The organism is Microbacterium sp. Z12_35 (genome assembly GCF_058310475.1).
The window spans coordinates 1,371,754-1,398,711 of the sequence record NZ_JBZEGJ010000001.1; the positions used below are offsets into that span (position 1 = coordinate 1,371,754).

Sequence of the window (26,958 nt, forward strand, 5' to 3'; positions counted from 1 at the left end):
CTCAGCGGATGCTGTTGTCGTGCCCGTGCGCTCCGCCGGCGCCGTGCGCCGGTGCGGGGATCGACTTCTGCATCTGCACGAGGAACTCGACGTTGGACTGCGTCTCCTTGAGCTTGCCCAGCACGACCTCCAGCGCCTGCTGCGGGTCGAGACCGGCCAGGGCGCGGCGAAGCTTCCACGTGATCTTGACCTCGTCGGGCGAGAGGAGCATCTCCTCGCGACGGGTGCTGGATGCGTTGACATCCACGGCGGGGAAGATCCGCTTGTCGGCCAGCTGACGGCTCAGGCGCAGTTCGCTGTTGCCGGTGCCCTTGAACTCCTCGAAGATCACGTCGTCCATCTTGGAGCCGGTCTCCACCAGAGCGGTGGCGAGGATCGTGAGCGATCCGCCGTTCTCGATGTTGCGGGCGGCGCCGAAGAAACGCTTGGGCGGATACAGCGCGGACGCGTCGACACCGCCGGTCAGCACACGACCCGACGTCGGCGCCGTGATGTTGTATGCGCGACCGAGACGGGTGATCGAATCGAGCAGCACGACGACGTCGCGGCCGAGCTCGACCAGGCGCTTGGCGCGCTCGATCGCGAGCTCGGCGACGGTGGTGTGGTCTTCCGCCGGTCGGTCGAACGTCGAGGCGACGACCTCGCCGCGCACGGTGCGCTGCATGTCGGTGACCTCTTCGGGGCGCTCGTCCACGAGGACGACCATGAGGTGCACCTCAGGGTTGTTCTGGGCGATCGCGTTGGCGATCTGCTGCAGGACGATCGTCTTGCCCGCCTTGGGGGGCGCGACGATCAGGCCGCGCTGGCCCTTGCCGATCGGTGCCACGAGGTCGATGATCCGCTGGGTCAGCTTCTCCGGGGCGGTCTCCAGGCGGAGGCGCTCCTGCGGGTACAGCGGGGTGAGGTCGCTGAATTCGGGCCGGGTCGCGGCGTCTTCGACAGAGAGGCCGTTGACCGCGTCGACCTTGACCAGCGCGTTGTACTTCTGACGGCCGGGCTGCTCGCCCTCACGGGGCTGCTTGATGGCACCCACGACGGCATCGCCCTTGCGCAGGTTGTACTTCTTGACCTGGCCCAGCGAGACGTAGACGTCGCTGGGGCCCGGGAGGTAACCGGTGGTGCGGACGAACGCGTAGTTGTCGAGCACGTCGAGGATGCCGGCGATCGGGATGAGGACGTCGTCCTCGTTGATGTCGGTGTCGAACTCGTCGGTGGGGGTCTGCCCGCGGCGCTTGTTGCGCTGGCGGTTGCGGCCGGTGCCCTGCTGCTCGCCGTCGGCTTCGGCCACCGGCTGCCGTTCGGACTGCTGCTGCCGTTCGGACTGCTGCTGCCGCTCGGACTGCTGCTGCCGTTCGGACTGCTGCTGGCGCTCCGGCTGCTGCTGGCGTTCCGGCTGCTGCTGGCGCTCCGACTGCTGCTGCCGCTCGGGCTGGCGCTCCTGCTGCTTATCGGGCTGGTCGCCGTTCGAACCGCCGTTGCGGTTGCGGTTGCGGTTCCGGTTGCGGTTGCGGCTACGACCCGAGGATGCGCCGTCTTCGCCCTGCTCGGACTCGGCCGGAGCCGACTCCACAGACGTCTCGGTCTCGCTCGCGGATTCGGTGCCCACGGCGGGGGCGTCGGTCGGCGCCTCGCTCGCAGGGGCGTCCGCGGCGGATTCCGCCGCGGGCTCGTCGGCGGCAGGGGTCTCGCCAGCAGCATCCGGCGACACCGCGTCGGGCGCGGCCCCGGCGGGGGCGGCGTCGACGGCTGCAACGTCGGTGGGGGCGGCATTCGACGCGGATGCGGCGTCGCCGTCGGGCGCAGCCTCAACGGGCGCGGTGTCGGTAGCCGGCGCCTCGGCGGGCACGTCGCTGCTCTTGGCGCGGCGCGGTGCGCGCTTGCGCGGGGTGCGCGCGGGCTTCTCAGCCGCGGCGGGCGCCTCCTCGGCGGGTGCCTCAACGGCGGGTGCCTCAACCGCGGCGGGCGCCTGCTCGGCCGGCGCAGCGGCCTCGACAGGCGCAGCGGCCTCGGAAACAGGCGCGGCGGCCTCGACAGGTGCATCCTCGGCCGGCGGCGCCACGACGGCGGCGGCATCCTCGGCCGGCGCTGCAGCCTCGACGGGGACTTCCTCGACGGGGACCTCCTCGACCGGGGCATCCTCGGCGGTGGCCGCGGCGGCGTCGACGGGCGCGGACGCCTCGGTCTCAGGCTGCGCCTGCTCAGCGGTGGCCTCATCCGGCGTCTCAACGACGGCGGAGGCGGTGTCTTCGGTGTTCGTCGCGTCGTCCGAAGACGCGTCGACACCCTGGATCTCGGAGATGGACTCCACGAGTACTCCCTTGTGAAACGGATGATTGACCGCACACGACACCGGAGAGGACAGGCATCGACCCTTCGACAAGCTCAGGGTTCCGCTCCGCGATTCGCCGGCCGGAGCGGCCGAGGCGGTTGCGGGTGCGTGCGGTGGTTTTCGCAGAATTGCGACGGGGGCCAGATTCACGTGGTACGTGGAACCCCCCGCTACTCCCTCACTGTACCACCCTTGACGTCGACGGCGAGCATGCGCGCCTCCCACGGGGTGTCGACGAGGGATGCTGCCAATTCGGCCGCTTCGAGGCGGCGGCCCGGTCCGTCCGCGAGCACGAGCACGCTGGGTCCGGCACCGGAGACGACCGCGGCATACCGTTCGGCGCGGAGAGCGCGGACAAGACGATCGGTCTCGGGCATCGCCTGCGCCCGGTAGCTCTGGTGAAGCTTGTCTTCGGTGGCGGCCATCAGCAGCTCGGGGCTCTGGGTGAGCGCGGCGATCAGCAGGGCCGAGCGCGACACGTTGAAGACCGCATCCTCGCGGGGCACCTGCAGCGGCTGCAGACTGCGCGCCACCTTCGTCGACATCGTGAACTCCGGGACGAGCACGAGAGGTGCGACCCCGCGGTGCACGATCAATTGCTTGTGCTGCGGCCCGGTCTCGTCCATCCAGGCGATCGTGAGCCCCCCGAACAGAGCGGGCGCGACGTTGTCGGGGTGTCCCTCGAGCTCGGTGGCCAGGCGCAGGAGCGTCTCGGAGCTGAACTCCACCTCGCCCTCGAGGAGGCCCTTCGCCGCCAGCAGCCCGGTCACAACGGCAGCTCCCGAAGAGCCCATGCCGCGCCCATGGGGGATGACGTTGACCGCCTCCAGGCGCAGCCCGGGAAGCTCGCGCCCGACGGAAGCGTACGCATGGGCCATGGCCCGCACGACCAGGTTGGACCGGTCGCGGGGCACGGATGCGGCACCCTCCCCCGACACCTCTATCTCGAGCGTGTCGCCACCGACCTCGGTGACGACGAGCTCGTCGTAGACGCTCAGGGCGAGCCCGAGCGTGTCGAATCCGGGACCGAGGTTCGCGCTGGTGGCCGGCACGCGCACGAGCACGCGACGCCCTTCGGTCATGCCTGTGCCGCGGGAACGAGGTCGAGGACCGACGCGACCTCACTGGTGGCGGCATCCACGACCGTCGGCTCCACGGTGGAGCCGTCGGCGTTGCGCAGCGCCCACTGCGGATCTTTCAGTCCGTGGCCCGTGACCGTGAGCACGACGCGCGATCCGGCCGGGATGATGCCCGCCTCCACGCGATCGAGGAGGCCGGCGACGCTGATCGCGGATGCCGGTTCGACGAAGATGCCCACTTCGCCGGCGAGGAGCTTCTGTGCGGCGAGGATCCGGTCGTCGTCGATGGCGCCGAAGTACCCGTCGGTGGCTTCACGGGCCTCGATGGCCAGCTCCCACGACGCCGGGTTGCCGATCCGGATGGCGCTGGCCACGGTCTCGGGGTTGCGGACGACCTCGCCCCGCACAAGGGGGGCGCTGCCCGCGGCCTGGAACCCGAACATGCGGGGCACGCGCGTGGACACGCCCCGCTCCGCCTCTTCCCGGTACCCGCGCGAGTAGGCGGTGTAGTTGCCGGCATTGCCGACGGGGATGAAGTGGAAATCCGGGGCGTCGCCGAGTACCTCGACGATCTCGTAGGCCGCGGTCTTCTGACCTTCGATGCGGTCGGGATTGACGGAGTTGACCAGGTGGACCGGGTAGTTGTCCGCGAGTTCGCGGGCGATCTCGAGGCAGTCGTCGAAGTTGCCGCGCACCTGGATGAGGCGACCGTTGTGCGCGACGGCTTGGCTGAGCTTGCCCATGGCGATCTTTCCCTCCGGCACGAGGACGGCGGCGGTGATGCCGGCGTGCGCCGCGTAGGCCGCGGCCGATGCCGAGGTGTTTCCCGTCGAGGCGCAGATGACGGCCTTCGCGCCGTGCTCGACCGCGCGGGAGAGGGCCACGGTCATCCCGCGGTCCTTGAAGGAGCCGGTGGGATTCATGCCCTCGTACTTCACCCACACGTCCGTGCCCGTGCGGCGCGAGAGTGCGGGAGCAGGCAGGAGCGGCGTGCCGCCCTCACCCAGGGTCACCACGGTGGATGCGTCGGTGACGCCCAGCCGGTCGGCGTATTCGCGGAGCACTCCGCGCCAGACGTGTGCCATGTCAGTCTCCTTCCACGCGCAGAACAGAGACGACGCGTTCGACGACGCCGCTTTCCGCTAGGCGCGTCACGGTCTCGCTGAGGTCTTGTTCGCGTGCTTCGTGGGTCCCGATGACCAGCCGTGCCATCGGGATGGCGCCGGCCACCCCTCCGGCGGCTGACCCGGCGGTGTGGTCGGCCGCTGAGCCCGAGGGGTCGGTAGCGGAGCCGGGAGAAGGGGCGATCACGGTCTGCTCGACGGTTGCGATCGAGACGCGTCCGTCGCTGAGGATGCCGGCGATGGTTGCCAGCACGCCGGGTCGGTCATCGACCTCGAGCGTGATCTGGTAGCGCGTGATGACGTGCCCGATCGACACGATCGGGAGATTCGCGCGCGTGGACTCGACGACGCCCACGCCGCCGGCGATGTGCCGGCGAGCAGCGGAGACGACGTCGCCGAGCACGGCGGAGGCGGTCTGCACGCCGCCGGCGCCGGCGCCGTAGAACATCAGGTTCCCCGCGGCCTCGGCCTGGACGAAGACGGCGTTGTGCGCACCGTGCACGCTGGCCAGGGGGTGGGCGCGGTCGACGAGGGCCGGGTACACGCGTACCGAGATCGACTCGGCACCGTCGTCGTCGCTGACCCGCTCGCAGACGGCCAGGAGCTTGATGACGTAGCCGGCGTGCCGCGCGGCCTCGATCATGCCCTTGTCGATCGAGGTGATGCCCTCGCGGTGCACCTTCTCCAGCGGCACCGTGGTGTGGAACGCCAAGCTCGCCAGAATCGCCGCCTTCTGGGCCGCGTCGTAACCCTCGACGTCGGCGGTCGGATCCGACTCGGCGTAACCGAGGGCCTGCGCCTGCGCCAGCACGTCGGAGAACTCGGCGCCTTCCGCATCCATCCGGTCGAGAATGTAGTTCGTGGTGCCGTTGACGATGCCCATGATCCGCTGCACGCGGTCGCCGGCGAGCGAGTCGCGCAGGGGCCGGATGATGGGGATCGCGCCCGCGGCGGCGGCTTCGTAATAGACCTGGGCACCCACCTGGTCGGCGGCCTCGAAGATCTCGGGGCCGTGCGTGGCCAGGAGCGCCTTGTTGGCCGTCACGATGTCGGCCCCGGCGTTGATCGCCTGCAGGAGGAGCGTACGCGCGGGCTCGATGCCACCGATGAGCTCGATCACGATGTCGGATCCGACGAGCAGCGGCTCGGGGTCGGTCGTGAAGAGTTCACGAGGCAGGTCGGTGTCACGGGCGGCGTCGAGGTCGCGGACGGCGATCCCCACGAGCTCGAGGGTGGCTCCGGCGCGGTCGGCGAGCTCGTCGCTGTGCTTGAGAAGCAGCGCGGCGACCTGCGATCCCACGGCGCCGGCGCCTAGGAGAGCGACGCGCAGACGGCGGTAGTCGGTCACTTCGTCTCGCTCCGCTCGCTCAGTACAGGCATGCTCTTCCCTTCGTTGTGCCCCACGCCCAGGTCGCGGGCCAGGAGGTCGGCGACGGTCTCCCGCCGCACGAGGACGCGCGCTGAGCCGTCGCGGACGGCGACGACCGGTGGGCGTGGCGTGTAGTTGTAGGTGCTCGCGAGCGAGAAGCAGTAGGCACCGGTGGCGGGGACGGCGAGTAGATCGCCCGGAGTGACGTCACCGGGGAGGTACTCGGCATCCACCACGATGTCGCCGGATTCGCAATGGTGTCCGACGACGCGCACGAGCGCGGGATCCGCGTCGCTCGTGCGAGCGGCCAGACGCGCGGAATACTGCGCCCCATAGAGGGCGGTCCGGACGTTGTCGCTCATGCCGCCGTCGACGCTGACATACAGGCGCGTGACGTCTTCGGTCACCTGAACCGGCTTGACCGTGCCGACCTCGTAGAGCGTGATGCCCGCCTGCCCGACGATCGCGCGTCCCGGCTCGAAGGCGAGCTCGGGGAGCGGGATGCCGCGGACGGCGCATTCGTCGGCAACCGCATCCACGATGCCTGCCGCGATGTCTTCGAGCGGGCGCGGGTCATCGGCCGAGGTGTAGGCGATTCCGAATCCACCGCCGAGGTTGAGCAGAGGGATGTCGCCGCCCTCGAGGAGATCGTTGTGCAGGTCTACGAGCCGGGCCGCCGAGGCGCGGAATCCGTCGGCGTCGAAGATCTGAGACCCGATGTGGGCGTGGAGGCCGAGGAACTCCAGTCCGGAGAGTTCGCGGATGCGCGCGACCGCGGTCGGCACGTCGTCCACGGAGAAGCCGAACTTCTGGTCTTCGTGGGCGGTGGCGAGGAACGCGTGGGTCTCGGCATGCACGCCGGTGCGCACGCGGACGAGCACCGGCTGGACCGCACCGCGGCGCTCGGCGACGGCCGAGAGGCGCTCGATCTCGATGTCGCTGTCGACGATCACGGTGCCCACGCCCACCTCGACCGCTCGCTCCAGAGCGGCGGAGGACTTGTTGTTCCCGTGGAACCCCAGCAACGCGGGGTCGATTCCTGCGGCGAGGGCGATCTCGAGTTCCCCGGGGCTGCAGACATCCACGCGCAGACCCTCTTCGGCGACCCAGCGGACGACATCGGCGGTCAGCAGCGCCTTACCGGCGTAGTACACCCGGGCGTCGCCGCCGTGCCGGGCAGCGGCACTGCGGAACGCGTCGAGCGCACGCCGCGCGTGGGCGCGCACGTCGGCCTCGTCGAGCACGTACAACGGCGTGCCGTACTCCGCGGCCAGCTGCCGGGCAGAGACCCCGCCGATGTGCAGCGCACCGGCGTCGTCGCGGTGCGCGGAGGCGGGCCAGATGGCGGGGGCGATGGAGTTGGCGTCGGCCGGCACGCGGAGCCACTCGGGCACCAGGGGGGTGGAGAGCGAGGCGGACACGGGCAGACCAATCGGGTGGATGCGGCAGTGCGAGCGGCCGCGGGAGGCAGCGTCCGCCGGGCGGAGAGGCTCACGCCAGGCGGTGATTGCAGTCTAGCGGGCCGCCCGCGCCGCACCGGACCCGCTCACTCGCGTGAATCAGCGGCTATCCGGGCCGGAACAGCCGCCGATTCCGGCAACTCGATCAGGGGCAGGCACCGGGCTGGCGCAGATCCGGGTCGATGACGACCGCGCCGTCGATGTCGAACGTCGCCACGACCGAGTCGCCTTCGGCCGCGGCGGACGTCAGGGTGAGGGCGGCCGGCAGATGCTCCGCGATGCACACGCTCCACTCGCGCAGCACCGTGTCGGCGAGGCCGCCGAACTGCGAGCGCAGGGCCTCGGCGGTCACGTCGGCGCTGCCGAGCTGGAAGGCCGCAGGAGCGAGGGTGAGGTTCCCGCCGGCCGCACCCGGCTGGAGGGCGACGCCCAGAGGGACGGATGCTCCGAACACCGACAACTCCGTCGTGATGGTGACGTTCGGAGCGGCGATGCCGACGGAGTCGGCCGGAAAGCCATCGATCGTGCCGAGCAACGCCTGCAGCTGGGCCTCATCCAGGCGCACGGTGGCCGAACCCGGACCCGCCGCCGCGTCCGCACTCACGGGCACATCGGTGAGGTTCACCCGGACGTCCCCGCTGACGGGGCCGAAGGCGACGTCCGGCGACGCGACGGAGATCTCGTTCAGGCGGCCGGACAGGAGCTGGGGCAGCACGAGGCCCGGCACCTCGACGTCGACCGGCTGGTCGGCGGGGAGTTCGAGCTGCGTCAGGATAAGTTGACGCACGCCCGCTTTCACCGCACCGCGGGCCAGCGCCTCCGCGCCCACCGCGGCACCGAGGATGAGCGCGAGCACGATGAGCAGCGTCACGACCCATGGCCACCTCCGCCGCGACCGCGGAGCGGGCTCGGTCTCGGCAAAGCCGAACGGCACGGTGGCGCGGTCGGTCATCGCTACATCCGCTCGGGTGCGCCGACGCCCAGGAGGTCCAGGCCGTTACGCAGGACCTGCCCCGTGGCGTCGTTGAGCCAGCGGCGCGTGCGATGCAGAGGTTGGACCGGCTCGTCGCCCAGAGGGATGACGCGGCAGTTGTCGTACCACCGGTGGTACAGACCGGCGAGCTCTTCGAGGTAGCGCGCCACCCGATGCGGCTCGCGGACCTGAGCGGCGAAAGCGACCGTACGCGGGAACTCCTGCAACGCGCCCAGAAGCGCCGACTCGGTCTCGTGGGACAGCAGTTCCGGTGCGAACTCGGACCGGTCCACCCCGGAGGCCTCAGCGTTGCGCGCCACGTTATGCGTCCGGGCGTGTGCGTACTGCACGTAGAAGACCGGGTTGTCATTCGTGCGCTTCTGCAAGATCTCGGGATCAAGGGTCAGTGGCGAATCGGCAGGGAACCGAGCGAGCGAATAGCGCAGCGCATCCGTTCCCAGCCAGGTCCGCAGATCGTCCAGCTCGATGATGTTTCCGGCGCGCTTGGACAGGCGCGCACCGTTGATCGACACGAGCTGGCCGATGAGCACCTCGATGTCCCTGTCCGGGTCGTCCCCGGCCGCGCCGGCGAGCGCCTTGAGACGGTGCACGTAGCCGTGATGGTCGGCCCCGAGGAGGTAGATCTTGTGCGCGAAGCCGCGGTCACCCTTATTGAGGTAGTACGCGGCGTCGGCGGCGAAATAGGTGTACACGCCGTTGGCGCGGCGGATGACGCGGTCTTTGTCGTCGCCGAAGTCGGTCGTCCGCACCCACACGGCGCCATCTTCGTCGAACACGTGCCCCTGTTCGCGCAGGCGGTCCACGGCCTCGTCGACGAGGCTCGGCCCGCCGCTGGGCGGCACGGCGTGCAGTGTGCGCTCGGAGAACCAGACGTCGAAGTGCACGTTGAAAGCCGCGAGCGAGGCTTGGATCTCGCCGAGCTGCAGGGCGTAGGCGAGTTCTGTCGTGAAGGCCAGCTGGTCATCGTAGGCCGCCCCGAGCACGCCGCCCGGCTCGCCGTCGAAGGGCGCTTCACGCACCCGCTCGGCGAGCGCCTGGATGTACTCGCCTGCGTAGCCGCCTTCAGGGGTCGGCTCCCCCCGTACCGCGGCGAGCACCGAGCGGCCGAACCGCTCCATCTGCGCCCCGGCGTCGTTGATGTAGAACTCCCGCGCGAGAGTGGCACCGCTGGCCAACAGGAGGCGAGCGATGGCGTCGCCGAGCGCCGCCCACCGGGTGTGCCCGATGTGCAGGGGGCCGGTCGGGTTGGCGGAGACGAACTCGAGGTTGATCGTGTTACCGCGCTGCGAGTCGTTCGTGCCGAACGCGGCACCCGCGTCGACGATGATTTTCGCGAGGGCGCCGGCGGCCGCGGCATCCAGGCGGATGTTGATGAACCCGGGACCGGCGACCTCGACGCTCGCGATGCCGTCGACGACGGCGAGCCCGTCGGCGATCTCGGCGGCCAGCTCCCGCGGGTTGGCCCCCACCGCCTTGGCGAGCTTCAGGGCGGCGTTGGAGGACCAGTCGCCGTGGTCGCGGTTCTTCGGGCGTTCCAGCGGAAGGTCGGCGGCGCTCAGACCCTCGGACGAGCCCTGTCGTCGAGCCTCCGCGATCGGCGTCACGACGGCGAGCAAGGCGGCGGAGAGGGCTTCGGGATCCATAGCCTTCTCATCCTACGTTCGCACCAGCGGTCCCATTCCGACGAACGTGTGCGTCGCGGTGCCGGTGCGCAGAGCCGGGCGGGGAGGTGAGCGGTCCGCCGGTCCCCCGACAGCGGACCGCCCTGTTCCCCCCTCGGTCGGTGAAGACCGATGACCAAAGGCTGTCAGGCGACCCGCAACGAAAGCGCAAGGCCAGCGCAAGACAATCGCAAGAATCCCCCAGCCCGGCCGGTCACCCGGCAGGCACGGCGGTCACGCCATCTGGATGAAGGTGGAGTGATCGTCGAGGGCGGGAGGCGCGGGCGTCGTCCCGGCCGGGATCCGTGCATCGATGAGCATCCGCTCCAGCCCCACGTTGCCGCCGTGATAACTGAGGAAGGCGCAGTCCGCGGCATCCCTGCCCGTCGCGATCCGCACGAGCGATCGCCGGTCGGCCAGCCGGGTGGCGTCGATCACATACCACTCCCCCTCGAGGTAGGCCTCGGCAACGGCGTGGAAGTCCATCGGCTCCAAGCCGGGGGCGTAGCAGGCGGTGTAGCGGGCCGGCACGTCCAGAGCGCGAAGCAAGGCGATGACGAGGTGCGCGTAGTCGCGGCAGACCCCCTGACCCGTTCTCAGCGTGGTCACGGCACTGTCGGTACCGAGGCTGAGCCCTGGCGTGTACGTCACCGCCGAGGCGACGAACGAGGACACCGCCGCCGCCAGCTCGAACCCGTGCATGCCGCGGAACTCCCTCCGCGCCTGCGCGAACACCTCGTCGGACTGGCAGTACCGGCTCGGACGCAGGTAGGTGATCGTCTCAAGATCACTGGATGGTCGGGTCACGGCGGGGCCCGTCACGACCGCGGTGTACCGGACCTGGAGGACACCGGCCTCCCCCGTGAAGCGGTGCAGGCGGCTCCCCGAGGCATCCACGATCTCCGCCGCGCTATACCGGTGGTCCCCGCGCTCGAAGGTCAGATCTTCGCTCTCCACCGCGGCGCCGCGAGCGGCGGTGATCTGGAAGATGAGGTCGACCGGAGAGCTCAGGACGAGGTCGAGTTCTGCGGTCACGAGGCGCTGCACCGAGCAATCCTCGCACGCATCCGGATCCCCCGAATCGGGCGCGTCAGCCGTCCGGAAACCGCGTCGAGAGGCCGAGTCGACACCGGCCGGAAACGGGTTCTGCCCCAGACGCCCGCACAGGGCGCGCGGTGCCCTAGGCTCTGCCCGTGACCCCGCCCGAGCAGCCACGGCTGCGTCGCCCTCGATGGCCGCTCATCGCGCTCGCGGTCGCGGTCGCGGCGGTGTGCGCGTTGGCAGGCTGGCGACCCTGGGTGCAGCCGAACATGGTCGTGGCTGCCAGCGGTGTGTCGGCGCCGGTACTCACTCCCGCCGCGCTCTCGCTCCCCGATGAGCCGCGGGTGCTGATCTTCGGCGATTCGTGGACGTACGGTTCCGCCGCGACCGACCCCACGCTCGGGTACGCCTACGTACTGGGCAGCGCGATGGGCTGGGATGTCGTCGTGGACGGCGTGCGGGGAAGCGGCTACCTCAAACCCGGGTGGGACGGCGGGTCGTTCGGCGAACGCATCGCCGCGCTCGACCCCGCGCTCGATCCCGACCTGGTTCTCGTCGAGGGCTCGATCAACGATCGCCGGCTGCCCGCCGAGGGATATCGCGAGGCCGTCTCGGCGGCGTGGGACACGCTCTCGGGCATCTACCCCGACGCGGCGATCGTGATCCTCGGCCCGGCACCGCAGGTGCTGCCGGTGGAGCCGGCGACAGCGCGCATCGACGCCGATCTTGCCTCGCTCGCCGGCGAGCGCGGGTGGTGGTACATCTCGCCGATCGCCGACGAGTGGATCACGAGTGTGAACTACCTCACGGTCATCGACACCAGCGACATCGGGCGCGACCACCCGTCGACCGGCGGGCACGCATATCTGGCAGAGCGGGTCGCGGATGCCCTCGCCCGTCTGTCAGCGCCGAGCGAGGTCGTAGCCGATGGCCCGGCGGGGTCGACCTCGGGCGGCGTGCTGGAGCCCGGCGACCGCTGACGGCCGCGCTCAGCCGGCCTGCTGCATCCGGATCATGTTCCCCGCCGGGTCGCGGAACGCGCAATCACGCACGCCGTAGGGCTGATCCGTCGGCTCCTGGACGACCTCGGCGCCCGTCGCCTCGATCGCTGCGAACGCCGCGTCCACGTCGGGCGTCGCGAGGTTGACACCGAAGTAGCTGCCCTTGGCGATGAGTTCGAGCAGCATCCGCTGCTCGTCGTCGGTGAGGCCCGGCGTGGCGGTCGGCGGATGAAGCACGATGCCGGTGTCGGGCTGGCCTGCGGGACCGACGGTGATCCACCGCATCCCCTCATATCCGACGTCATTGCGGATCTCGAAGCCGAGCACGTCGCGATAGAAGGCGAGCGATGCATCGGGATCGGTGTGCGGGAGGAAAGAGGTGTGAATCGTGATGTCCATGCCTCACGGTAGGCGCGAGTCGGCACTCACCGCTTCTCGATTCCTGACCGGTCGGGTCACCTGCTTGGCGGTACACGCCGGCATCCCGAGGGTGGCGCGAGCGGCCCGGTCCCGGTAGGCGCTCGGGGGCATGCCCACCAGCTCGCTGAACCGTGTGCTGAAGGTACCGAGCGAGGAGAACCCCACGGCGAAGCACGCCTCGGTGACGCTCAGATCGCCACGCCGCAGCAAGGCCATGGCGCGTTCGATGCGCCGCGTCATGAGGTAGGCGTACGGCGACTCACCGAACGCGGCGCGAAAAGCACGACTAAGGTGCCCGGCGGACATGTGCACGCCGCGCGCGAGCCCCTCCACGTTGAGCGGCTGGGCATACTCCCGGTCGATGCGGTCCCGCACCCGGCGGAGCAGCGCGAGGTCACGCGCGCGATCGGGGGGCAGCACACCGGCCATATCCCGATCGTGCCAGAGGCCTCGTCCGAGGGCGAGGTCAGGTCTGGCGACGGATGTAGCGCATCAGCCACGCGATGACCGCGAGGATCAGGATCACGGCGCCCACCCAGAGCAGGAACTTCACCGCCTCCACGAAAATGCCCAGGAGAAGCAGAACGATGCCGACGATGAGAAGGATGACTGCGAGTCCGGCCATGCATCCACAATGCTCAGTCGCCCGCGGGCGTTCCAGGGGTTGACACCGCATCACACCGACAGGGTTGTCCGGGCGTACACCTGAGGCCGCACCACATCAAGCCCGCACGGCGGGTGGGCGGCGCGGCGTAGCTTGGCTGGCGACAAGGAGGCGCTCATGTCTGATAACACCCCTCTGCCGCCGGCGGTGCCCGGCGACGACGAGTCCGTGGGCCAGGAGAACGACACGGGCTCCGGCGACGAGGACGCTCCGACCGGGGGTGACGAGCTGACCGAAGACAATCTCCAGGCCGACAACGCGGTGGAGGAGGACATGCTGCGCGCCCTCGATCCCGGGGCCCCATCCGCCTGAATCCGCCCGGCGGGTCGCGTGTACCTCACATCCCTGAATGCTAGGCTGCCTAGTATTCCGTGTGTCGAACGACCATCCTCGACCACGTGTGGAGAGGAATTCCGATGCCCAACCTCACGGCCGTTTCGCTGGCCCCTGTCGACTGGCGTGAGGTCGAGCCCGGATTCCACATCGCGTCGCGCGGGGGGGAGTTCGCGGGCTTCGTCGAGGCCACGTCGGACGGCTCGCATGTCGCGTTCGATGAGTTCTCCACCCCGATCGGCCGCTTCCCGGATCTCCGCGCCGCGCGGAGTTCGCTCTCCACCACCGCGTCGCCCACCAACGAGCGACGCCGCGCCCGGCTCCGCCGCATCCGACAGACCGCTGCCGCCGTGGCCGGTGGCGTCGCGGGGACGCTGGCGCTGACCGCAGGAGTCCTCGCGCCCTACCTCTGATGAGTCACTGACATGCCCCGCGAGCCCAACTCCTCGGTCGACTCGCGGGTTGTACGACTCATCCACGGAGCTCTCATCCTGCTCTCCTTCTCAGCGGGAGCAGCCGATGCCTTCGCATTCTTGGCTGTCGGCGGGATCTTCACGGCGAATATGACCGGGAACCTGATCCTGATCGGCATGTTCAGCCGCCCGGAGTTCGGCCTCACTCTCCTCGCGGCAACCGTGGCGATCGTCTCCTTCGGCGGCGTGGCGTACGGGGCCTTCCGGCTCACCTCCGCGCCGACCAGCGCAGGCGCAACGGCGCCCGCCGCCCTTCGCCGCCTCATCCTTCCTTCATTGGCGTTGCAGACGATGGTGGTGATCATCTGGGCGGTGGCCTCTGGGAGCGGAACGGTCGAGCGGTGCACGGTGATCGCGCTGTCGGCGGCCGCACTGGCGCTGCAAACGGTCGCGGCGAAGAAGCTCTCCGACATCGACGGTCTCACCACGACCTACGTCACCGGCACGATCACGGCCACGATGCAGCATCTCGCTGAGCACAAGGACGAGGGCCAGCGAGTGCGGATGCTCTCCATCCTGGCGCTCCCGATTGGTGCCGTCTGCGCCACAGCCGTGTTCGTGTTCGCGGAAGACCTCGGCCCGGTGGTGGCGTGGGTGGCAGCCGGGCTGGCCGCCCTCATGCTCCGCCACGGAAGCCACATCCGTGACGAGGGCGGATCTCCCCCGGTCGGGCCGTCCGGACCTCGCCGGTTTCCGGCCCCGACCGCCTAAGGCCCGTCAACCACAGGAAGCCCGAGCCACTCCCCCAGGTCGGCGATTTCAGCCCGCACCATCTCCTCCTCCTCCGGTTCGAAGGGGAGGAATTCGTGCAGAGCGTTGATGCGGAACACCTCCTGCGTGCGGTCGACCTCGGCATCCAGCATCCCGACGAAGCGATCGCCGAGGAGGATCGGATGCGCGAAGTAGCCGTAGGTGCGCTGCGCCTTCGGCTTGAACTGCTCGAGGACGTACTCGAACTCGAAGATGTCACGAAGTCGCGGGCGGTCGAAGAGCATCCCGTCGTAGGGATTCAGGAAGGCGACGCGCCCGCCAGGGTCCTCCTCGTCCAGCGCGGCAAGAGCCTCCGGGTCGACGCGCCACCTCGACGACAGCCCTTCGATGACGGCGGGCTCACCGGCGTCGCCCACCGGCGTCCAGGTCGACTTCCACTTCGACAGACCCACCGCCTGGAGCCGACGCTGGTGGCGTAGGTGCTCGGCCTCCTCCTCGCCATACTCCGGGAGGTCCTGCGGGTAGACCCGCTCGGCAAGGTCCCACCGGCGCTGGCGCCCCTTTCTGCTGTGAACGGCGACGATGCCCTGTCGCATCAGGAATTCCAGCATGTGGGGCACCTGGTTCGACCCTGACCACCCGTCGGGGGCACGCCTCACCTCCGCAGTGTCAGGAATCTCGCTGGCAAGCAGCGGGCCCTCTGCACGAAGCCGTGACATCACCTCGTCGCGGAACCGTGCGTTCGCTTCGAGCCACTGCTTGCTGCTCTCCCGCTGCGGCCACCGCCTCATCGCCGGGAGCAGCAGGGGCAATGCGCTCATCGGCCGGAAGGTACCGTCGAATTCGAACAGGACCCGATCGACTTCCACCGCCTTCTGGAGTTGCCCGGGCTCGTACGACCAGCCGATGCGCGACCAGAGCATGGTGTGCTCGCACGGAGCGATCGTGGCGGTCGGATCGATCTTGATGTAGTCCAGCTGCTCCGCCACTTCCACGACATCGCCCGGACGTTCCGCGTCCAGCAGCTGCGCTCGCACGGCGATGCGGCGCGCCTGGTCGAGAGTGAGGCGATGCGTCACGGGACCGACGCTAGCGGTACGGACGGACACACCACCACGCCACAACGTCCCGGCGCGGAACACATGCGGACGCTGATGGTCGCGTCACCGCGGTCCGGGACATATCGTCAGAACTACGTGGCGGAATCACCCGCGTGCGGGAAGGAGATCACCGTGACCGATGAAGCTGTTGTCACCCGACCCAACCGTGGTCAGTGGGAAAACGTCGTGCCGGGCCACCCGGAGCTGTCCGAGAGTTTCGGCTCCCGTGAGGAGGCCGTCGACATCGGCCGGGCGGTCGCCGACGAGCTCGGTCTGCACCACCAGGTCCTGGACTCGGACGAGCAGTAGGCCCGAGGAGCACGCCGGGCAGCGACCCTTGAAGAGGCGCCACCCGGCGCTGCGGGTCAGTAGTCTATGGGCGACAGGTCGCCGTTGCCGTCTTCGCCGAGCTCGGCGATCTCGGGGTCTTGGCCCTGGGTCTCCGGCCGCTGCCACCCGGCGGCGAGGTCCTCGGCCGGGATCTGGTCGTCCGGGCCGGGAATCTGCGCCGGGTCGTCGCCCGTCGCTGTCGCCGGATCGAGGTCCTCCGGCGCGACGCCTTCGTCGAGAGCAATCGTCCGGTCCCACTCCGCCTGAGCGGGGTCGGCATCCGGATCGGCCTCCAACGATGCGTCGCCGTCCTGCAGCGGCTGGATGCCCACGTCCTCGGTTTCTGCGAACGAATCTGAACTGCTGTCGCTCATGGTGCTCCTCTCGTTGATTCCATCGAACGAGGTCGCAGCCTGGCGGAGGGGGGCCTTGACAAGGAGCGGGGCCGTGCGCCCTGTCAACCCCGCTGAAGAAATCCGGCGGATGCGGTCGAGTCGACAGGAACACACGTTCCGATCATTTTCAGGAGGTCGCGCATGAACCAGCCCGCGCAGCAGCAGCCGGTACCCGGATCCGACCAGAAGATGGACCCGAAGCCCGACTACGGCGAGGACAGCTACCGCGGTTCCGGCCGGCTCGAGGGCAAGGTCGCGCTCATCACCGGTGGCGACAGCGGCATCGGCAAGGCCGTCGCACTGGCTTATGCCCGGGAGGGCGCGGACGTCGCGATCAGCTATCTCAACGAGCATGAGGACGCCGAGGAGGCGAAGAGATTCATCGAGGACGCCGGCCGCAGGGCACTCCTCCTCCCTGGCGACATCTCCGACCCCGCGCATTGCCGATCGCTGGTCGCGAAGACGATCGAAGAGCTGGGCGGCCTCGACATTCTCGTCAGTAACGCCGCATTCCAGATGGATCACCCGAGCCTCGAGGAGGTCTCCGACGAAGAGTGGGACTACACCTGGGCGACCAACGTCAGCGCCTTCTTCCACCTGGTGAAAGCGTCGTTGCCACACCTCAAGGCCGGGGCATCCATCATCGGGTCGTCCTCGATCCAGTCCGATCAACCCTCGCCGAACCTGCTGCCCTACGCCGCGACCAAGGCCGCGATCGCGAGCATGGTCGCCTCCCTCGCCCAGATGCTCGGCGACCGCGGCATCCGTGCCAACAGCGTCGCGCCCGGGCCGGTGTGGACGCCACTGATCCCCGCCACGATGCCGCCCGATACCGTCGCCAGCTTCGGGGAGCAGACACCCCTGGGTCGCGCCGCACAGCCGGCCGAGCTCGCGCCGGTGTACGTGCTGCTGGCGTCGGATGAGGCGAGCTATGTCTCCGGTGCCCGCATCGCTGTGACCGGCGGCAAGCCGATCCTCTGAGGCCGGTCGGCGGCGGTACAGGTCGAGGTCCCGCCGCCGACCTTTTCAGAACGACGCGCCGGGTCGACGCACCAGGTCACCGTTCCCCACCGGCTGAGTTTCACGCGGACTCTCGTTCGCGTTCTGTCTCATCTGGTAGATCGCTGCCTGAGTGCGGTGTTCCACGTGCAGCTTCGCCATCAGCGCGGAAACGTAGTTCTTCACCGTCTTCTCCGCCAGGCCGAGCCGCCCACCGATCTCCCTGTTCGTCAGCCCGGTCGCGATCAGGCCCAGCACCTGTTTTTCGCGGGTGGTCAGGTGTGGATCCTGTGCCGAGACGGCCGCGGGTGTCAACGGGGGCTGCACATCGCCCGTCGGTCTCGTCGTCATGCGCTGACCGCGTGCCACCCTGCGGATGACCTCGAGCAGTACGCGCGCTCGCACGTCGTCCGTCAGGAAACCGTCAGCACCGCTGGCGGCCGCGGCGCGGCGTGTCTCCTCCCGGTCGGTGCAGCCGATGAGCACGCACCGGATACGCCGATTCTTCAGGCGGATCCCGCGCGCGAGATCCACCACGTCGTCATCGGGCGGACACGCGTCGATGATCACCACGTCGGTGCGGGTCTGGGCGATCCGCCGGCTGCTTCCGCTTTGGAGCGGGGCCTCTCCGACCAGCACGAGGCCGGGCGTGCTCTCGACGAGCTGTCGCAAACCGCGCCTCATGAGCTCTCGCGCGTAAACGACGAAGATCCTCACCGTCGGTGTTTCGGGGCTCGATGAGCACACATCTTCGGCCGTCCGTGCGACCTCTTCGTCTCCGAACATGGGGGCACCCTCCCGTCCAGGTGGGCACAGAGTAAGCGCACATCCGGCGCCCGTCTAGGGGCAGGTGCGGCACGTCGTTTCGTGCCTTAAGTCCTCAGGACCTTCGACCCTTCTACCGCCGTACCGCCCGCGATTCACTGAGGATGCGTCATCAATCTCCCTGGATGCGAACGACGCGGAATCGCCTCCGTCGCCCCTCGTCACCGACGAAAGGTCGCCCCGTGACCGGACAGCGCCGCCTTCGGTCCCGTCGGCCCCGTCAACGCACCACAGCCACAACCGCCTGGCTCTCCGCGATCACCGCGGTGGGTGTTCTCGCCTTGGCGATCTTCCCCGCCGGAGGAGCGGCGAACGCGTGGATCGAGGACGGGGCGCCGGTCATCGAGTCGCCGGACGGGCCGGACACCGCGATCGAGCTGGCGTCGACCGGCGCGGGCCAGAGGATCAGCGGCGGATATCCGGCCACCGCCGTCGTGCCGGATCCGCAAGCGGACTACCCTGCCGCACCCCCCGCGGGGTATACCGTGCGGAGCGGGTTCGCCGGCGTGCTCAACGTGGCCCGCGTCTCGGATCTGAGCCAAAGGGGGCAGGTGTTCTGCATCAGCGCTCGCACCCCCGCGTACGTCGGTGTCGGGTACGAGTCCGGCTCCTGGAGCGAGTCGGAGGTAGCGAACCTCGGGCAGGTGGCCTACATCCTGAACAACTACTACCCGGCCGTCCCCGGCGCCCCGGCCACGCTGGGCACGCCGAACCAGCGCGCCGCCGCGGTACAGGCGGCGATCTGGTACTTCACCGACGGCTTCGTGCTCGACCCTGCCGACAGCGTCCGTGCCGCCACGGCCGAGATCATCGCCGACGCGCAGGGGAACTCCCCGGCCCCGGAGCCTGAGCTCCCGCTCGCCATCACTCCGGCCTCGAGCTCCGTGGGGGTGGGCTCCCTCGCCGGACCGTTCACCGTCACCGCCGACGCCGCGGCGGTGACCCTCGCTGTCCCCGCCGGATACGCCATGTACGGCAGTGCGGTCGGGGGCACCCCTCTCCCCAACCCGTACACCACCACCTCGGGCGCACAGGTGTGGGTCGGCAGCGACTCCGGCGCGGCCGATACGACGGTCCTGACCGCGACCGCATCGGTCGCCGTGCCGCGTGGCCGGGTCTACCTCTACGACGGCCTGGCACCGGGCCTCCCGGAGTCCCAGCCTCTCATCCTCGCCGAGACGGCCCAGCTGGAGACGACGGCGACGGCGCAGGCGACCGCCGAGTTCTTCGCCGTGGCCGGCCTCACGATCACCAAGGTCTTCGCCGGTGACGCCGTCGGCCAGCAGGGAGCGATGGAGCTGGTCGTCGACTGCGGCGACGGGGTTCCGCGTTCGACGACCATCCCAGCCGGCGCGTCCACGACTCAGTCGTTCCCGTTCCCGGGTATTCGGGTGGGGGCCACGTGCGTCATCACCGAACCGACGACGGGTGCGACCACCGCGGTGGATGTGACCAGCGACGCGCCTCAGCAGGTCGTGATCACCGACACGGGCGCGACGGCGACGATCACCAACACCGTGACACGGCGTGGGGATGTGCCCGGAGTTCTCCCGGCGACGGGCACGGAAACTCCGTTCCCGCTCTTGTGGGGCGGCCTCGCGGGGCTGCTGGGGGGCGCCCTCCTGGTGGCCGCGCGTCTGACGCTCCTCCGCCAACCCGGGGCGACCGCCTTGGTCGTAGCCGCGCCCCCACACCGACGAAAGGCCTCCCCGTGACCTACTCGCGCCCCCGTCTTCGATCCCGGAACCCCGGCAGACGTCTCCCCGCGTCCGTCCTCTGGGCGACGGCCGCGATGGCCGGGATGGCCGCTCTCACCTTCGTCTTCTTCCTCCCGGTCGGGGGGTCTGCCCAAGCGAGGCTCACCGAGGAGTCTCCCATCATCGAATCGCCGGACGGACCGAACACCGATATCGAGGTGACCGGCGTCGGAACCGGAGCGAGGTTGACGGGAGGGTATCCGGCCACTCCGACGCCGCAGGATCCGACGGCGCCCTACCCCGCTGCACCCCCCGCGGAATACACCCAGGGCGGCGGCCTCACCGGGCTGATCAACACCGCGAGCGTGACTAATCCGGCACTGACCGCGGAGATGTACTGCATCGACGTCCGCGTCGGGACCCTGATCGGCGGCGGTTACGAGAACGCAACGTGGGACGAATCGAACGTCCAGAACCTCGGGTACGTCGCCTACATTCTGAACAACTTCTACCCCGCGGTCCCCGGCGAACCGGCGGGTCTGTCCGAAGGCGAACAGGCCGCCGCCGTGCAATCGGCCATCTGGTACTTCACGGACGGCTTCATCCTGAACGCAGGCTTGCCGATGCGGGCAGCGACGGCAGAAATCATCGCGGCCGCGCAGCTCAACGGCCCTGTGACCGAGCCGCCTCCCCCGGCGGTGTCCATCACTCCGCCCGCTGCCGCCGCGCCGGTGGGGTCGGCGGCCGGCCCGTTCACCGTGGCAACGGACGCCCCCAGCGTGACCCTCTCAGTACCCGACGGGTACACGATGTACGGTGACGCGGCGGCCACCGCTCCTCTCCCCAACCCCTACCCGACCACCTCGGGGGCCCAGGTGTGGGTGGGCAGCGGAACCGACGCGGTAGACGAGACGCTGCTGAGCGCTCGAGCGGTCGTGACCGTCCAGCGCGGGCGGGTGTACCTCTATGACGGTCTGGCACCGGGCGTCGATGAGTTGCAAAAACTCGTCCTTGCCGAGACGGCCACTTTGGAGGCCACCGCCCAAGCGCCTGCGGAGTTCTTCGCGGCGGCCAGTCTGACCGTCAACAAGGCCTTCACGGGCGCCGGAGTGGGCCAACAAGGGGCAAGTCAGCTGACCGTCGATTGCGGTGACGGCGTGGCACGGGTAGCGGACATCCCCCAGGGCGCGTCCACGACCCAGGTCTTCACCTTCCCGGGCATCGCCGTCGGCGCAACCTGCGTCATCGCTGAGCCCGCGACCGGTGCGACGTCCATGGTGGAGGTGACGACCGACGCGCCTCAGGAGGTCTTCATCACCGAGACGGGGGCAACGGCGACGATCACCAACACGGTGACGCGCCGCGCAGAGGTGCCCGGGGTGCTCCCGGCCACGGGAGCGGACACTCCCGCGCCTCTCCTCTGGGCCGGCGCCGGCGGCCTGGTGGTCGGCTCGCTGCTGGTCCTCGCCAGCCTGACGCGACGCAGGCCCTCCGCGGCGGCCCCGCCGCGGTGACACGGGACTCGGTGACGCGCGACGGAGCGGCTGAGCACCGTCCCGGCGCCCCGCGCTGCACGGGGTGTGGATGTCACGCCGATACGCTGGCAGCGGAGGCATACGCATGAACGGAACGATCCTGGTCGGGATGACCGACTCCCCAGCGGCGCGCGCGGCGGCGGAGTGGGCTGCCCAGCGCGCGTCCGATCGCGGCGATCGGCTGGTGCTGATGTCGGTCGTCGGCGGCGCGCTCGGCGTGGTCGGCGAGGGTGACGTCCTGGAACACGCCGTCGAGACGACCCGGGCGCAACTGGAGCGTGAAGCCGAACGGCTCGGCGCCGCGGAAGTGCGCGTCACGCGTGGCAAGCCGGTGGAAGAACTCCTGACCGCGTCCGAGACTGCCGACCTCCTCGTGATCGGCAGCGACTTCCGCGGCCCCCGATCAGGGATCACTCGTGGCCCCCATGGCGTGCGGGTCGCCGCCGCTGCATCGTGCCCTGTCGTCGTGGTACCCCAGTTCGACCTTGCCGGCCGCACCGGCGTGGTCGTCGGAGTCGACGGCTCCGAACTGTCGGAGGCCGCGATCCGATTCGCCGCCACCGAGGCGGATCGGCTGGGCGAGCCGCTGATCGCGGTCAGCGCGTGGACGCCCATCACCGCGACACTCGGCGTGATCACCTACCCCGACGACTATCGCGAGAACGCGCGGCGGCTGACAGAGGAGGCGATGGGGCTCTCCCTCGCCGGTCTTGCCCAGGACTACCCCGACCTCGAGGTGCGACGAATCGTCGAAGCCAGCGATCCCGCGATGCTCATCAATCGCGTGGCAGCCGACGCCCGCCTGGCAGTCGTGGGGTCTCGTGGGCGGGGAGCCGTCGCGCGCTTCCTGCTCGGGTCGACCAGCCACGATGTGCTCCTGACCCTGTCCACGGCCACCGCAGTCGTCCGCTGACACGCCGCGCGGTGCCTGCGGACGGCAGGCCGGGTGGTCTCACAGGCGCCGGCCGATACCGTCGATACATGCCTGTCTGGTGGGAACGCGTCCGACACCTGCTGTCGATGCCTGCGCTCGACCACGGGACGCTTCCCGACCTGCGCGCACTCGAGTCGACCCGAGTGCGGGTCAAGGGCACCCCGTACCGCGTTCACGATCCGGAGCGGGGCATCGCCGGTGATCGTCTGTACGTCCTGCGGCGGGAGCCCGGCAATCGACGCCACTCCGCCGCCATCGCGGTGTATGCGGAGGGCCGTGGAATCGGCTATGTCTCGACCGTGCGAGCCGAGCGGATGGCGCCGTTGCTGGACCGCATCGGTGGTGCTGCCCTGGTGAACGGGGTCGGCGCGGACACGGACAGCATCCGGTTATGGGTCGATCTCCCCGACGAAGATGCCCTCCGGGACTTCGTTCATTCCTACCCGCGGGATTGAGCCCTCACGCCTCTGTTGCCAGACGGTCTCCTGTCACCGGCCGGCGCGCATGCGCTCTTGAATACGGCGGTCGAGGTCGTCCAGCTCGGTCAGCACATCGGTTGCCACCCACACTCGGCCGCGCTTGCGCGCGGTGACCTCGCGGATCACGCCGGCCGCCTCGAGCCGCTCCACCGCCTGGTAGGCCTGCGCGCGCCCTGCCCCGGAGAACTGTTCGACCTCCGCAGCGCCCATTGCCGGGTGCTCCGCGAACGCGGGGATGAGCGCGGCAGCGGCAGACCCGCGTCTCGGCTTCGCCGCGGCGCCCCACGTCTCGGGGAGTTCCTTCACGCGGACGGCACCCACACGCGATTCGGTCGCGGCGACGCGCGCGCAGTTCGCGACCAGGACGATGATCGGCGAGGGGTCGCCGTCTCGGTACGCCACGAGCGATTCGAGGTACTCCGCCGGCCGCGCAAGCAGGCCGCAGGTCACCGGTACGAGCGCATGGCTGCTCACTCCCCTCCGCCGTAAGGAGGCGCCGAGGAGTGCGCGACCGATGCGGCCGTTACCGCGCACGAACGGACGGATCGAGAGGAACTGCGCGTGCCCGATCGCAGCCTGCACGATCACCGGGACGTCGTCGCGGTTGAGATACGCCACCAGATCCGCCAGCAGCGCCGGTACCCGGGCCGCAGTGGGTGGCATGTACGCCGCGTCTCGCGGAGCCCCGGCAGAGCCGATCCAGGTCTGCGTGTCACGCACCTGGCCGGCGACGAAGGCGCCCTCCGCAGCGCCTGCGAGAAGCACCGCATGGGCAGACCGGATGCCGTCGACGGTGAAAACCCCGTGGGCGTCGATGCTCCGGAGGAGGGCGTCCAGCGCCTCGCCGGCTCGAACCGCCCGCGTCGCGTTCTCGTCGTCGCCGAGCCCCGCCTCCGCCTTCGCGTACTCAGTGGGGCTCACCCCGATGCCGTCGATGCGTGAAGAGGCGATCGACTCGCATCGGATCATGAATCGCAGCACGGCCGCCGGCGCGCCTGCAGCTCCGGTGTCTGCCTGCGCGACCGCGATGAGCGCAGCCTCGCAGGTTCCGACGGTGCGCAGCGACGGAGAGTAGTCCAGGGCCGCGATGGTCGGAGGGATCGCGGCATCGACGGGGGCGGTGCCCGAACCATCTGCGGGGTCCTCGTACGCGTCGCGCGGAAGGGTCTCCGATCGGTGCGCCGGCCATACCTCAACGAATTCACCGAAGGAGTTCATAGCCGTACTCTGTCACGTTATTCCGGCTTAGCAGTCCTAACCGAGACTGAACCGCCCCCGGGAGCGTGCCGCCGCGGTCGGCGCTCCGCTGCGATGGCGAACGCCTTCTCCACCTCGACCGCGACGAAAATGGCCGCCGACAGTGCTCCCACGCGGAGCCACTCCTCCGGGCCGAGGGGTGCCGTGTGGAACCAGGACTGCATGAACGGCGCGTAGATCAGAAGCAGCTGAAGAACCACCAGCACACCGATCGAGTACCACACCACGGGGTTCCCGCTCAAGACGCGCCACGTGAAGCCGCTGCTGCGCAGGAACCTCGAATTGAAGAGGTACGCGACCTGGGCGAAGACGAGGAGCGTGACCGCGCTGGTCTGGGCCACCGCGAACGGCGAACCGGTGTTCATCTCGTAGAAGAACACCCCCGTGGATGCTGCGGCGATCAGCAGGGCCGCCCACCCCACGCGAGGAAACAGAATGCGATCGATCACCGGCCCCTTGGCATCCCGGGGTGGACGCTGCATGATGCCCCGCTCAGCCGGCTCGTACGCGAGAGCGATCGACAACGTGACCGCCGTGACGAGGTTGACCCACAACACCTGCGTCGGTTGCAGTGGCGGGACATACCCGACGAGCACGGCGGTGAGGACGACCAGCGCCTGCCCGAAGGTCGTCGGCAGGATGAACATCAGCGACTTCTGGATGTTGTCGAAGATGCGGCGGCCTTCCGACACCGCGCGCTCGATGGTGGCGAAGTTGTCGTCGGCCAGGACGATATCGGCGGCGTCCTTCGTCGCCTCGGTGCCATTGACGCCCATGGCGATCCCGATGTCGGCGCGGGCGAGGGCGGGCGCATCATTCACGCCATCGCCGGTCATCGCGACGACCTGGTCGCGGGATTGCAGCGCCCTCACAACCCTGATCTTGTGCTCGGGGCTGGTGCGCGCGAACACGTCGACGTCAGGGGCGATGTGGGCCAGTTCGGCATCGCTCATGGCGTCCACCTCCGCGCCGGTCACCACGAAGGGCGTAGCACCGAGCGCGATACCGAGGTCTCCGCCGATCGCCGCGGCGGTCACGGCGTGATCGCCGGTGATCATGGTGACGCGGATGCCGGCATCCCGGCACTCGTGGATCGCGCGGATCGCCTCGGGGCGTGGCGGGTCGGCGATGCCGACCAGTCCGAGGAAAGTGAGATCGCGGACCGTAGCGGGGCCGAGCACGTGCGAGGGGGACGCCGGAGCCGAGGCCGCGGCCAGGGTACGCAGACCTGCGCCGCCCAGCTCTGCGATCACGGCGTGCCATCGGCCGGCGTCCAGCGGCCGCACCGTTCCATCGGGGGCGAGCTCATCGCGGCAGCGCTCGAGCAGACGGTCGGGAGCGCCCTTGGCGATCACGTGCACCACGCCGTCGGCATCGCGATCGAGCACAGCCATGAACTTGAGCGCCGAGTCGAAGGGCAGCTCGTCGAGCCGGGTACGGCCCGCCGGGTCATAGCCCAGCTTCCGGGCGAGCACCACCAGGCTGCCCTCGGTCGGCGCGCCCACCACGGTCCACGCGTCGCCATCACGCCGCACCGCCGCGTCGTTGCACCGCGCCATGGCCGATACGAGCTCACCGAGGTCAGGCGCATCCGTCAGCGTCACCACGTCGCCGTCCGAACCGCGCACCTCGCCCTCCGGACGATAACCCTCGCCCGCGACGGCGTAGGTGTCGGCCGGTGTGACGGCAGCTCGCACCGTCATCTCGTTGAGCGTGAGCGTGCCCGTCTTGTCCGAGCAGATGGTCGTCACGGCCCCGAGCGTCTCGACGGCGGTGAGCTTGCGCGTGATCGCCTGCCGCTTCGCCATCTGCTGCACGCCGAGCGCGAGGGTGATGGTCACGATGGCCGGCAAGCCCTCCGGAACCGCGGCCACCGCGAAGGTGATCGCCGAATCCAGCAGCGACTCAGGGGACTGGTCATGCAGAACCAATCCGACGACCGTCATGACCGCCGCAGTGACGAGGATGAGGACCGCGATCTGCGTGCTGAGCGCCGCGAGCTGTCGGGTCAGCGGCGTCGTGAGGGGCTGCGCCTCGGCGATCAGGCTCTGGATGTGTCCGATCTCCGTGTCACCGCCCGTCGCGGTGACGACGCCGTCCGCGCTGCCACGCGTCACGAGCGTCCCCGAGTACGCCATTCCGACACGATCGCCGAGCCCGGCATCGAGGAGCGTCGCCTCGGTCGATTTGGCTACGGGCACCGACTCGCCCGTGAGCGCTGACTCGTCGATCTCCACCTGCGACGCGGACACCAGGCGCATGTCGGCGGGCACCTTGTCGCCCGCCCGGACGCGGACGATGTCCCCAGGCACCACGTCCTCCGCGGGGATCTCTGCCCAGCGCCCATCACGGCGAACGCGCGCAGACAGCGAGAGCATGTCGCGGATACCGGCGAGCGCCCGCTCGGCCTGCCCCTCCTGGAGGAACCCGATCAGTGCCGTGACGACGGCGACGGCGAGGATGACGCCGAAGTCCAGCCAGTCGCGGTAGACCACCTTGATGACCGCCGAGGCGAGCAGGATGTAGATGAGGATGTTGTTGAAATGGCCGAGCAGCCGCACCAGCGCTGGGCGGCGTCGCTGCTCGGGCAGCCGGTTCGGTCCCCCCTCCGCCAGCCGTGCCGTCGCCTCTGACGTCGACAGGCCCGCGCGGGACGAACCCAGCTCCTCCAGCACCGTCCGGGGAGCCTGGGCGTAGGCGTGGTCCGCAAGAGTACGGACACGTGCATCGAGGGCCATGGCCTCTGCA

General features: G+C 69.7%; 26 protein-coding genes. 10 read left to right on the forward strand and 16 right to left on the reverse strand.

The window, feature by feature from the left end:
- Nucleotide 1 precedes the first annotated feature (1 nt).
- The 8 genes from rho to AC4FS1_RS06835 all read right to left on the reverse strand — a co-directional run bounded on the left by rho (nt 2) and on the right by AC4FS1_RS06835 (nt 11,063).
- Nucleotides 2–2,308 (reverse strand): transcription termination factor Rho, encoded by a 2,307-nt coding sequence (gene rho, locus AC4FS1_RS06800; protein WP_491153589.1) that lies wholly within the window; start codon nt 2,306–2,308, stop codon nt 2–4.
- 191 nt (nt 2,309–2,499) lie between these two features.
- The gene (gene thrB / locus AC4FS1_RS06805; RefSeq protein ID WP_491153591.1) at nt 2,500–3,411 is read right to left on the reverse strand and encodes a homoserine kinase; all 912 of its coding nucleotides are present in this window, start codon (nt 3,409–3,411) and stop codon (nt 2,500–2,502) included.
- Nucleotides 3,408–4,493, reverse strand: a complete 1,086-nt coding sequence (gene thrC, locus AC4FS1_RS06810) for a threonine synthase (protein ID WP_491153593.1) — start codon at nt 4,491–4,493, stop codon at nt 3,408–3,410. The genes thrB and thrC overlap by 4 nt, the downstream gene beginning before the upstream one ends.
- A 1-nt stretch (nt 4,494) precedes the next feature.
- A complete protein-coding gene (locus tag AC4FS1_RS06815) occupies nt 4,495–5,880 on the reverse strand; it encodes a homoserine dehydrogenase (RefSeq protein WP_491153595.1) in 1,386 nt (461 codons plus the stop codon).
- Nucleotides 5,877–7,322 (reverse strand): diaminopimelate decarboxylase, encoded by a 1,446-nt coding sequence (lysA, locus tag AC4FS1_RS06820; protein WP_491153597.1) that lies wholly within the window; start codon nt 7,320–7,322, stop codon nt 5,877–5,879. Before lysA ends, AC4FS1_RS06815 begins: the two co-directional genes overlap by 4 nt.
- Before the next feature lie 184 nt (nt 7,323–7,506).
- Nucleotides 7,507–8,313: an LmeA family phospholipid-binding protein gene (locus AC4FS1_RS06825; protein WP_491153598.1), complete on the reverse strand. Its 807-nt coding sequence runs from the start codon at nt 8,311–8,313 to the stop codon at nt 7,507–7,509.
- A 2-nt stretch (nt 8,314–8,315) separates the two neighbouring features.
- A complete protein-coding gene (locus AC4FS1_RS06830) occupies nt 8,316–9,998 on the reverse strand; it encodes an arginine--tRNA ligase (RefSeq protein WP_491153599.1) in 1,683 nt (560 codons plus the stop codon).
- A gap of 252 nt (nt 9,999–10,250) precedes the next feature.
- Nucleotides 10,251–11,063 (reverse strand): transglutaminase-like domain-containing protein, encoded by an 813-nt coding sequence (locus AC4FS1_RS06835; RefSeq protein ID WP_491153601.1) that lies wholly within the window; start codon nt 11,061–11,063, stop codon nt 10,251–10,253.
- Nucleotides 11,064–11,209: 146 nt separating this feature from the next.
- On the opposite strand from AC4FS1_RS06835, the gene AC4FS1_RS06840 reads away from it, so the two are divergent.
- Complete coding sequence (locus AC4FS1_RS06840) at nt 11,210–12,037, forward strand: SGNH/GDSL hydrolase family protein (RefSeq protein WP_491153603.1); 828 nt, start codon at nt 11,210–11,212, stop codon at nt 12,035–12,037.
- A gap of 9 nt (nt 12,038–12,046) precedes the next feature.
- Here AC4FS1_RS06840 and AC4FS1_RS06845 read toward each other — a convergent pair whose 3' ends face one another.
- The 3 genes from AC4FS1_RS06845 to AC4FS1_RS06855 are packed head-to-tail and all read right to left on the reverse strand — an operon-like array spanning nt 12,047 to nt 13,103.
- The gene (locus AC4FS1_RS06845; RefSeq protein ID WP_491153604.1) at nt 12,047–12,457 is read right to left on the reverse strand and encodes a VOC family protein; all 411 of its coding nucleotides are present in this window, start codon (nt 12,455–12,457) and stop codon (nt 12,047–12,049) included.
- A gap of 3 nt (nt 12,458–12,460) precedes the next feature.
- Nucleotides 12,461–12,907 carry a helix-turn-helix transcriptional regulator gene (locus tag AC4FS1_RS06850; RefSeq protein ID WP_491153605.1) on the reverse strand — a complete coding sequence of 149 codons (447 nt, stop codon included), beginning with the start codon at nt 12,905–12,907 and terminating at the stop codon, nt 12,461–12,463.
- 37 nt (nt 12,908–12,944) lie between these two features.
- Entirely contained in the window at nt 12,945–13,103 is a 159-nt protein-coding gene (locus tag AC4FS1_RS06855; protein WP_491153606.1) for a hypothetical protein, read from the reverse strand.
- A 156-nt stretch (nt 13,104–13,259) separates the two neighbouring features.
- On the opposite strand from AC4FS1_RS06855, the gene AC4FS1_RS06860 reads away from it, so the two are divergent.
- The 3 genes from AC4FS1_RS06860 to AC4FS1_RS06870 all read left to right on the forward strand — a co-directional run bounded on the left by AC4FS1_RS06860 (nt 13,260) and on the right by AC4FS1_RS06870 (nt 14,659).
- Nucleotides 13,260–13,454: a hypothetical protein gene (locus AC4FS1_RS06860; protein WP_491153608.1), complete on the forward strand. Its 195-nt coding sequence runs from the start codon at nt 13,260–13,262 to the stop codon at nt 13,452–13,454.
- A gap of 104 nt (nt 13,455–13,558) precedes the next feature.
- Nucleotides 13,559–13,888, forward strand: a complete 330-nt coding sequence (locus AC4FS1_RS06865; protein ID WP_491153610.1) for a hypothetical protein — start codon at nt 13,559–13,561, stop codon at nt 13,886–13,888.
- A 12-nt stretch (nt 13,889–13,900) separates the two neighbouring features.
- Nucleotides 13,901–14,659, forward strand: a complete 759-nt coding sequence (locus AC4FS1_RS06870) for a DUF1275 family protein (protein ID WP_491153611.1) — start codon at nt 13,901–13,903, stop codon at nt 14,657–14,659.
- Here AC4FS1_RS06870 and AC4FS1_RS06875 read toward each other — a convergent pair.
- Nucleotides 14,656–15,738, reverse strand: coding sequence for a DNA glycosylase AlkZ-like family protein (locus AC4FS1_RS06875; protein WP_491153613.1), 1,083 nt, complete (start codon nt 15,736–15,738; stop codon nt 14,656–14,658). The two genes, AC4FS1_RS06870 and AC4FS1_RS06875, sit on opposite strands and share 4 nt — an antisense overlap.
- A 153-nt stretch (nt 15,739–15,891) precedes the next feature.
- Here AC4FS1_RS06875 and AC4FS1_RS06880 point away from each other — a divergent pair, with 153 nt between their 5' ends.
- Nucleotides 15,892–16,068, forward strand: coding sequence for a DUF2188 domain-containing protein (locus tag AC4FS1_RS06880; RefSeq protein ID WP_491153615.1), 177 nt, complete (start codon nt 15,892–15,894; stop codon nt 16,066–16,068).
- Nucleotides 16,069–16,124: 56 nt separating this feature from the next.
- On the opposite strand, the gene AC4FS1_RS06885 is transcribed toward AC4FS1_RS06880, so the two are convergent.
- On the reverse strand, nt 16,125–16,463 hold the full coding sequence (locus tag AC4FS1_RS06885; RefSeq protein WP_491153617.1) for a sugar ABC transporter ATPase: 339 nt from the start codon (nt 16,461–16,463) through the stop codon (nt 16,125–16,127).
- 162 nt (nt 16,464–16,625) lie between these two features.
- On the opposite strand from AC4FS1_RS06885, the gene AC4FS1_RS06890 reads away from it, so the two are divergent.
- Nucleotides 16,626–17,465: an SDR family oxidoreductase gene (locus tag AC4FS1_RS06890; RefSeq protein ID WP_491153618.1), complete on the forward strand. Its 840-nt coding sequence runs from the start codon at nt 16,626–16,628 to the stop codon at nt 17,463–17,465.
- A gap of 45 nt (nt 17,466–17,510) precedes the next feature.
- On the opposite strand, the gene AC4FS1_RS06895 is transcribed toward AC4FS1_RS06890, so the two are convergent.
- On the reverse strand, nt 17,511–18,269 hold the full coding sequence (locus AC4FS1_RS06895; protein ID WP_491153620.1) for a LuxR C-terminal-related transcriptional regulator: 759 nt from the start codon (nt 18,267–18,269) through the stop codon (nt 17,511–17,513).
- A 221-nt stretch (nt 18,270–18,490) separates the two neighbouring features.
- On the opposite strand from AC4FS1_RS06895, the gene AC4FS1_RS06900 reads away from it, so the two are divergent.
- The 4 genes from AC4FS1_RS06900 (at nt 18,491) to AC4FS1_RS06915 (ending at nt 22,929) form a co-directional block, all read left to right on the forward strand.
- Nucleotides 18,491–20,023 carry a thioester domain-containing protein gene (locus AC4FS1_RS06900; protein WP_491153621.1) on the forward strand — a complete coding sequence of 511 codons (1,533 nt, stop codon included), beginning with the start codon at nt 18,491–18,493 and terminating at the stop codon, nt 20,021–20,023.
- Complete coding sequence (locus AC4FS1_RS06905; protein ID WP_491153623.1) at nt 20,020–21,519, forward strand: thioester domain-containing protein; 1,500 nt, start codon at nt 20,020–20,022, stop codon at nt 21,517–21,519. The genes AC4FS1_RS06900 and AC4FS1_RS06905 overlap by 4 nt, the downstream gene beginning before the upstream one ends.
- Nucleotides 21,520–21,625: 106 nt before the next feature.
- Nucleotides 21,626–22,453 carry a universal stress protein gene (locus AC4FS1_RS06910; protein WP_491153624.1) on the forward strand — a complete coding sequence of 276 codons (828 nt, stop codon included), beginning with the start codon at nt 21,626–21,628 and terminating at the stop codon, nt 22,451–22,453.
- A 68-nt stretch (nt 22,454–22,521) separates the two neighbouring features.
- Complete coding sequence (locus AC4FS1_RS06915) at nt 22,522–22,929, forward strand: HIRAN domain-containing protein (protein WP_491153626.1); 408 nt, start codon at nt 22,522–22,524, stop codon at nt 22,927–22,929.
- A gap of 33 nt (nt 22,930–22,962) precedes the next feature.
- On the opposite strand, the gene AC4FS1_RS06920 is transcribed toward AC4FS1_RS06915, so the two are convergent.
- Complete coding sequence (locus AC4FS1_RS06920) at nt 22,963–24,171, reverse strand: Fic family protein (protein ID WP_491153628.1); 1,209 nt, start codon at nt 24,169–24,171, stop codon at nt 22,963–22,965.
- 17 nt (nt 24,172–24,188) lie between these two features.
- The gene (locus AC4FS1_RS06925; RefSeq protein WP_491153630.1) at nt 24,189–26,948 is read right to left on the reverse strand and encodes a cation-translocating P-type ATPase; all 2,760 of its coding nucleotides are present in this window, start codon (nt 26,946–26,948) and stop codon (nt 24,189–24,191) included.
- Between the last annotated feature and the right edge of the window lie 10 nt (nt 26,949–26,958).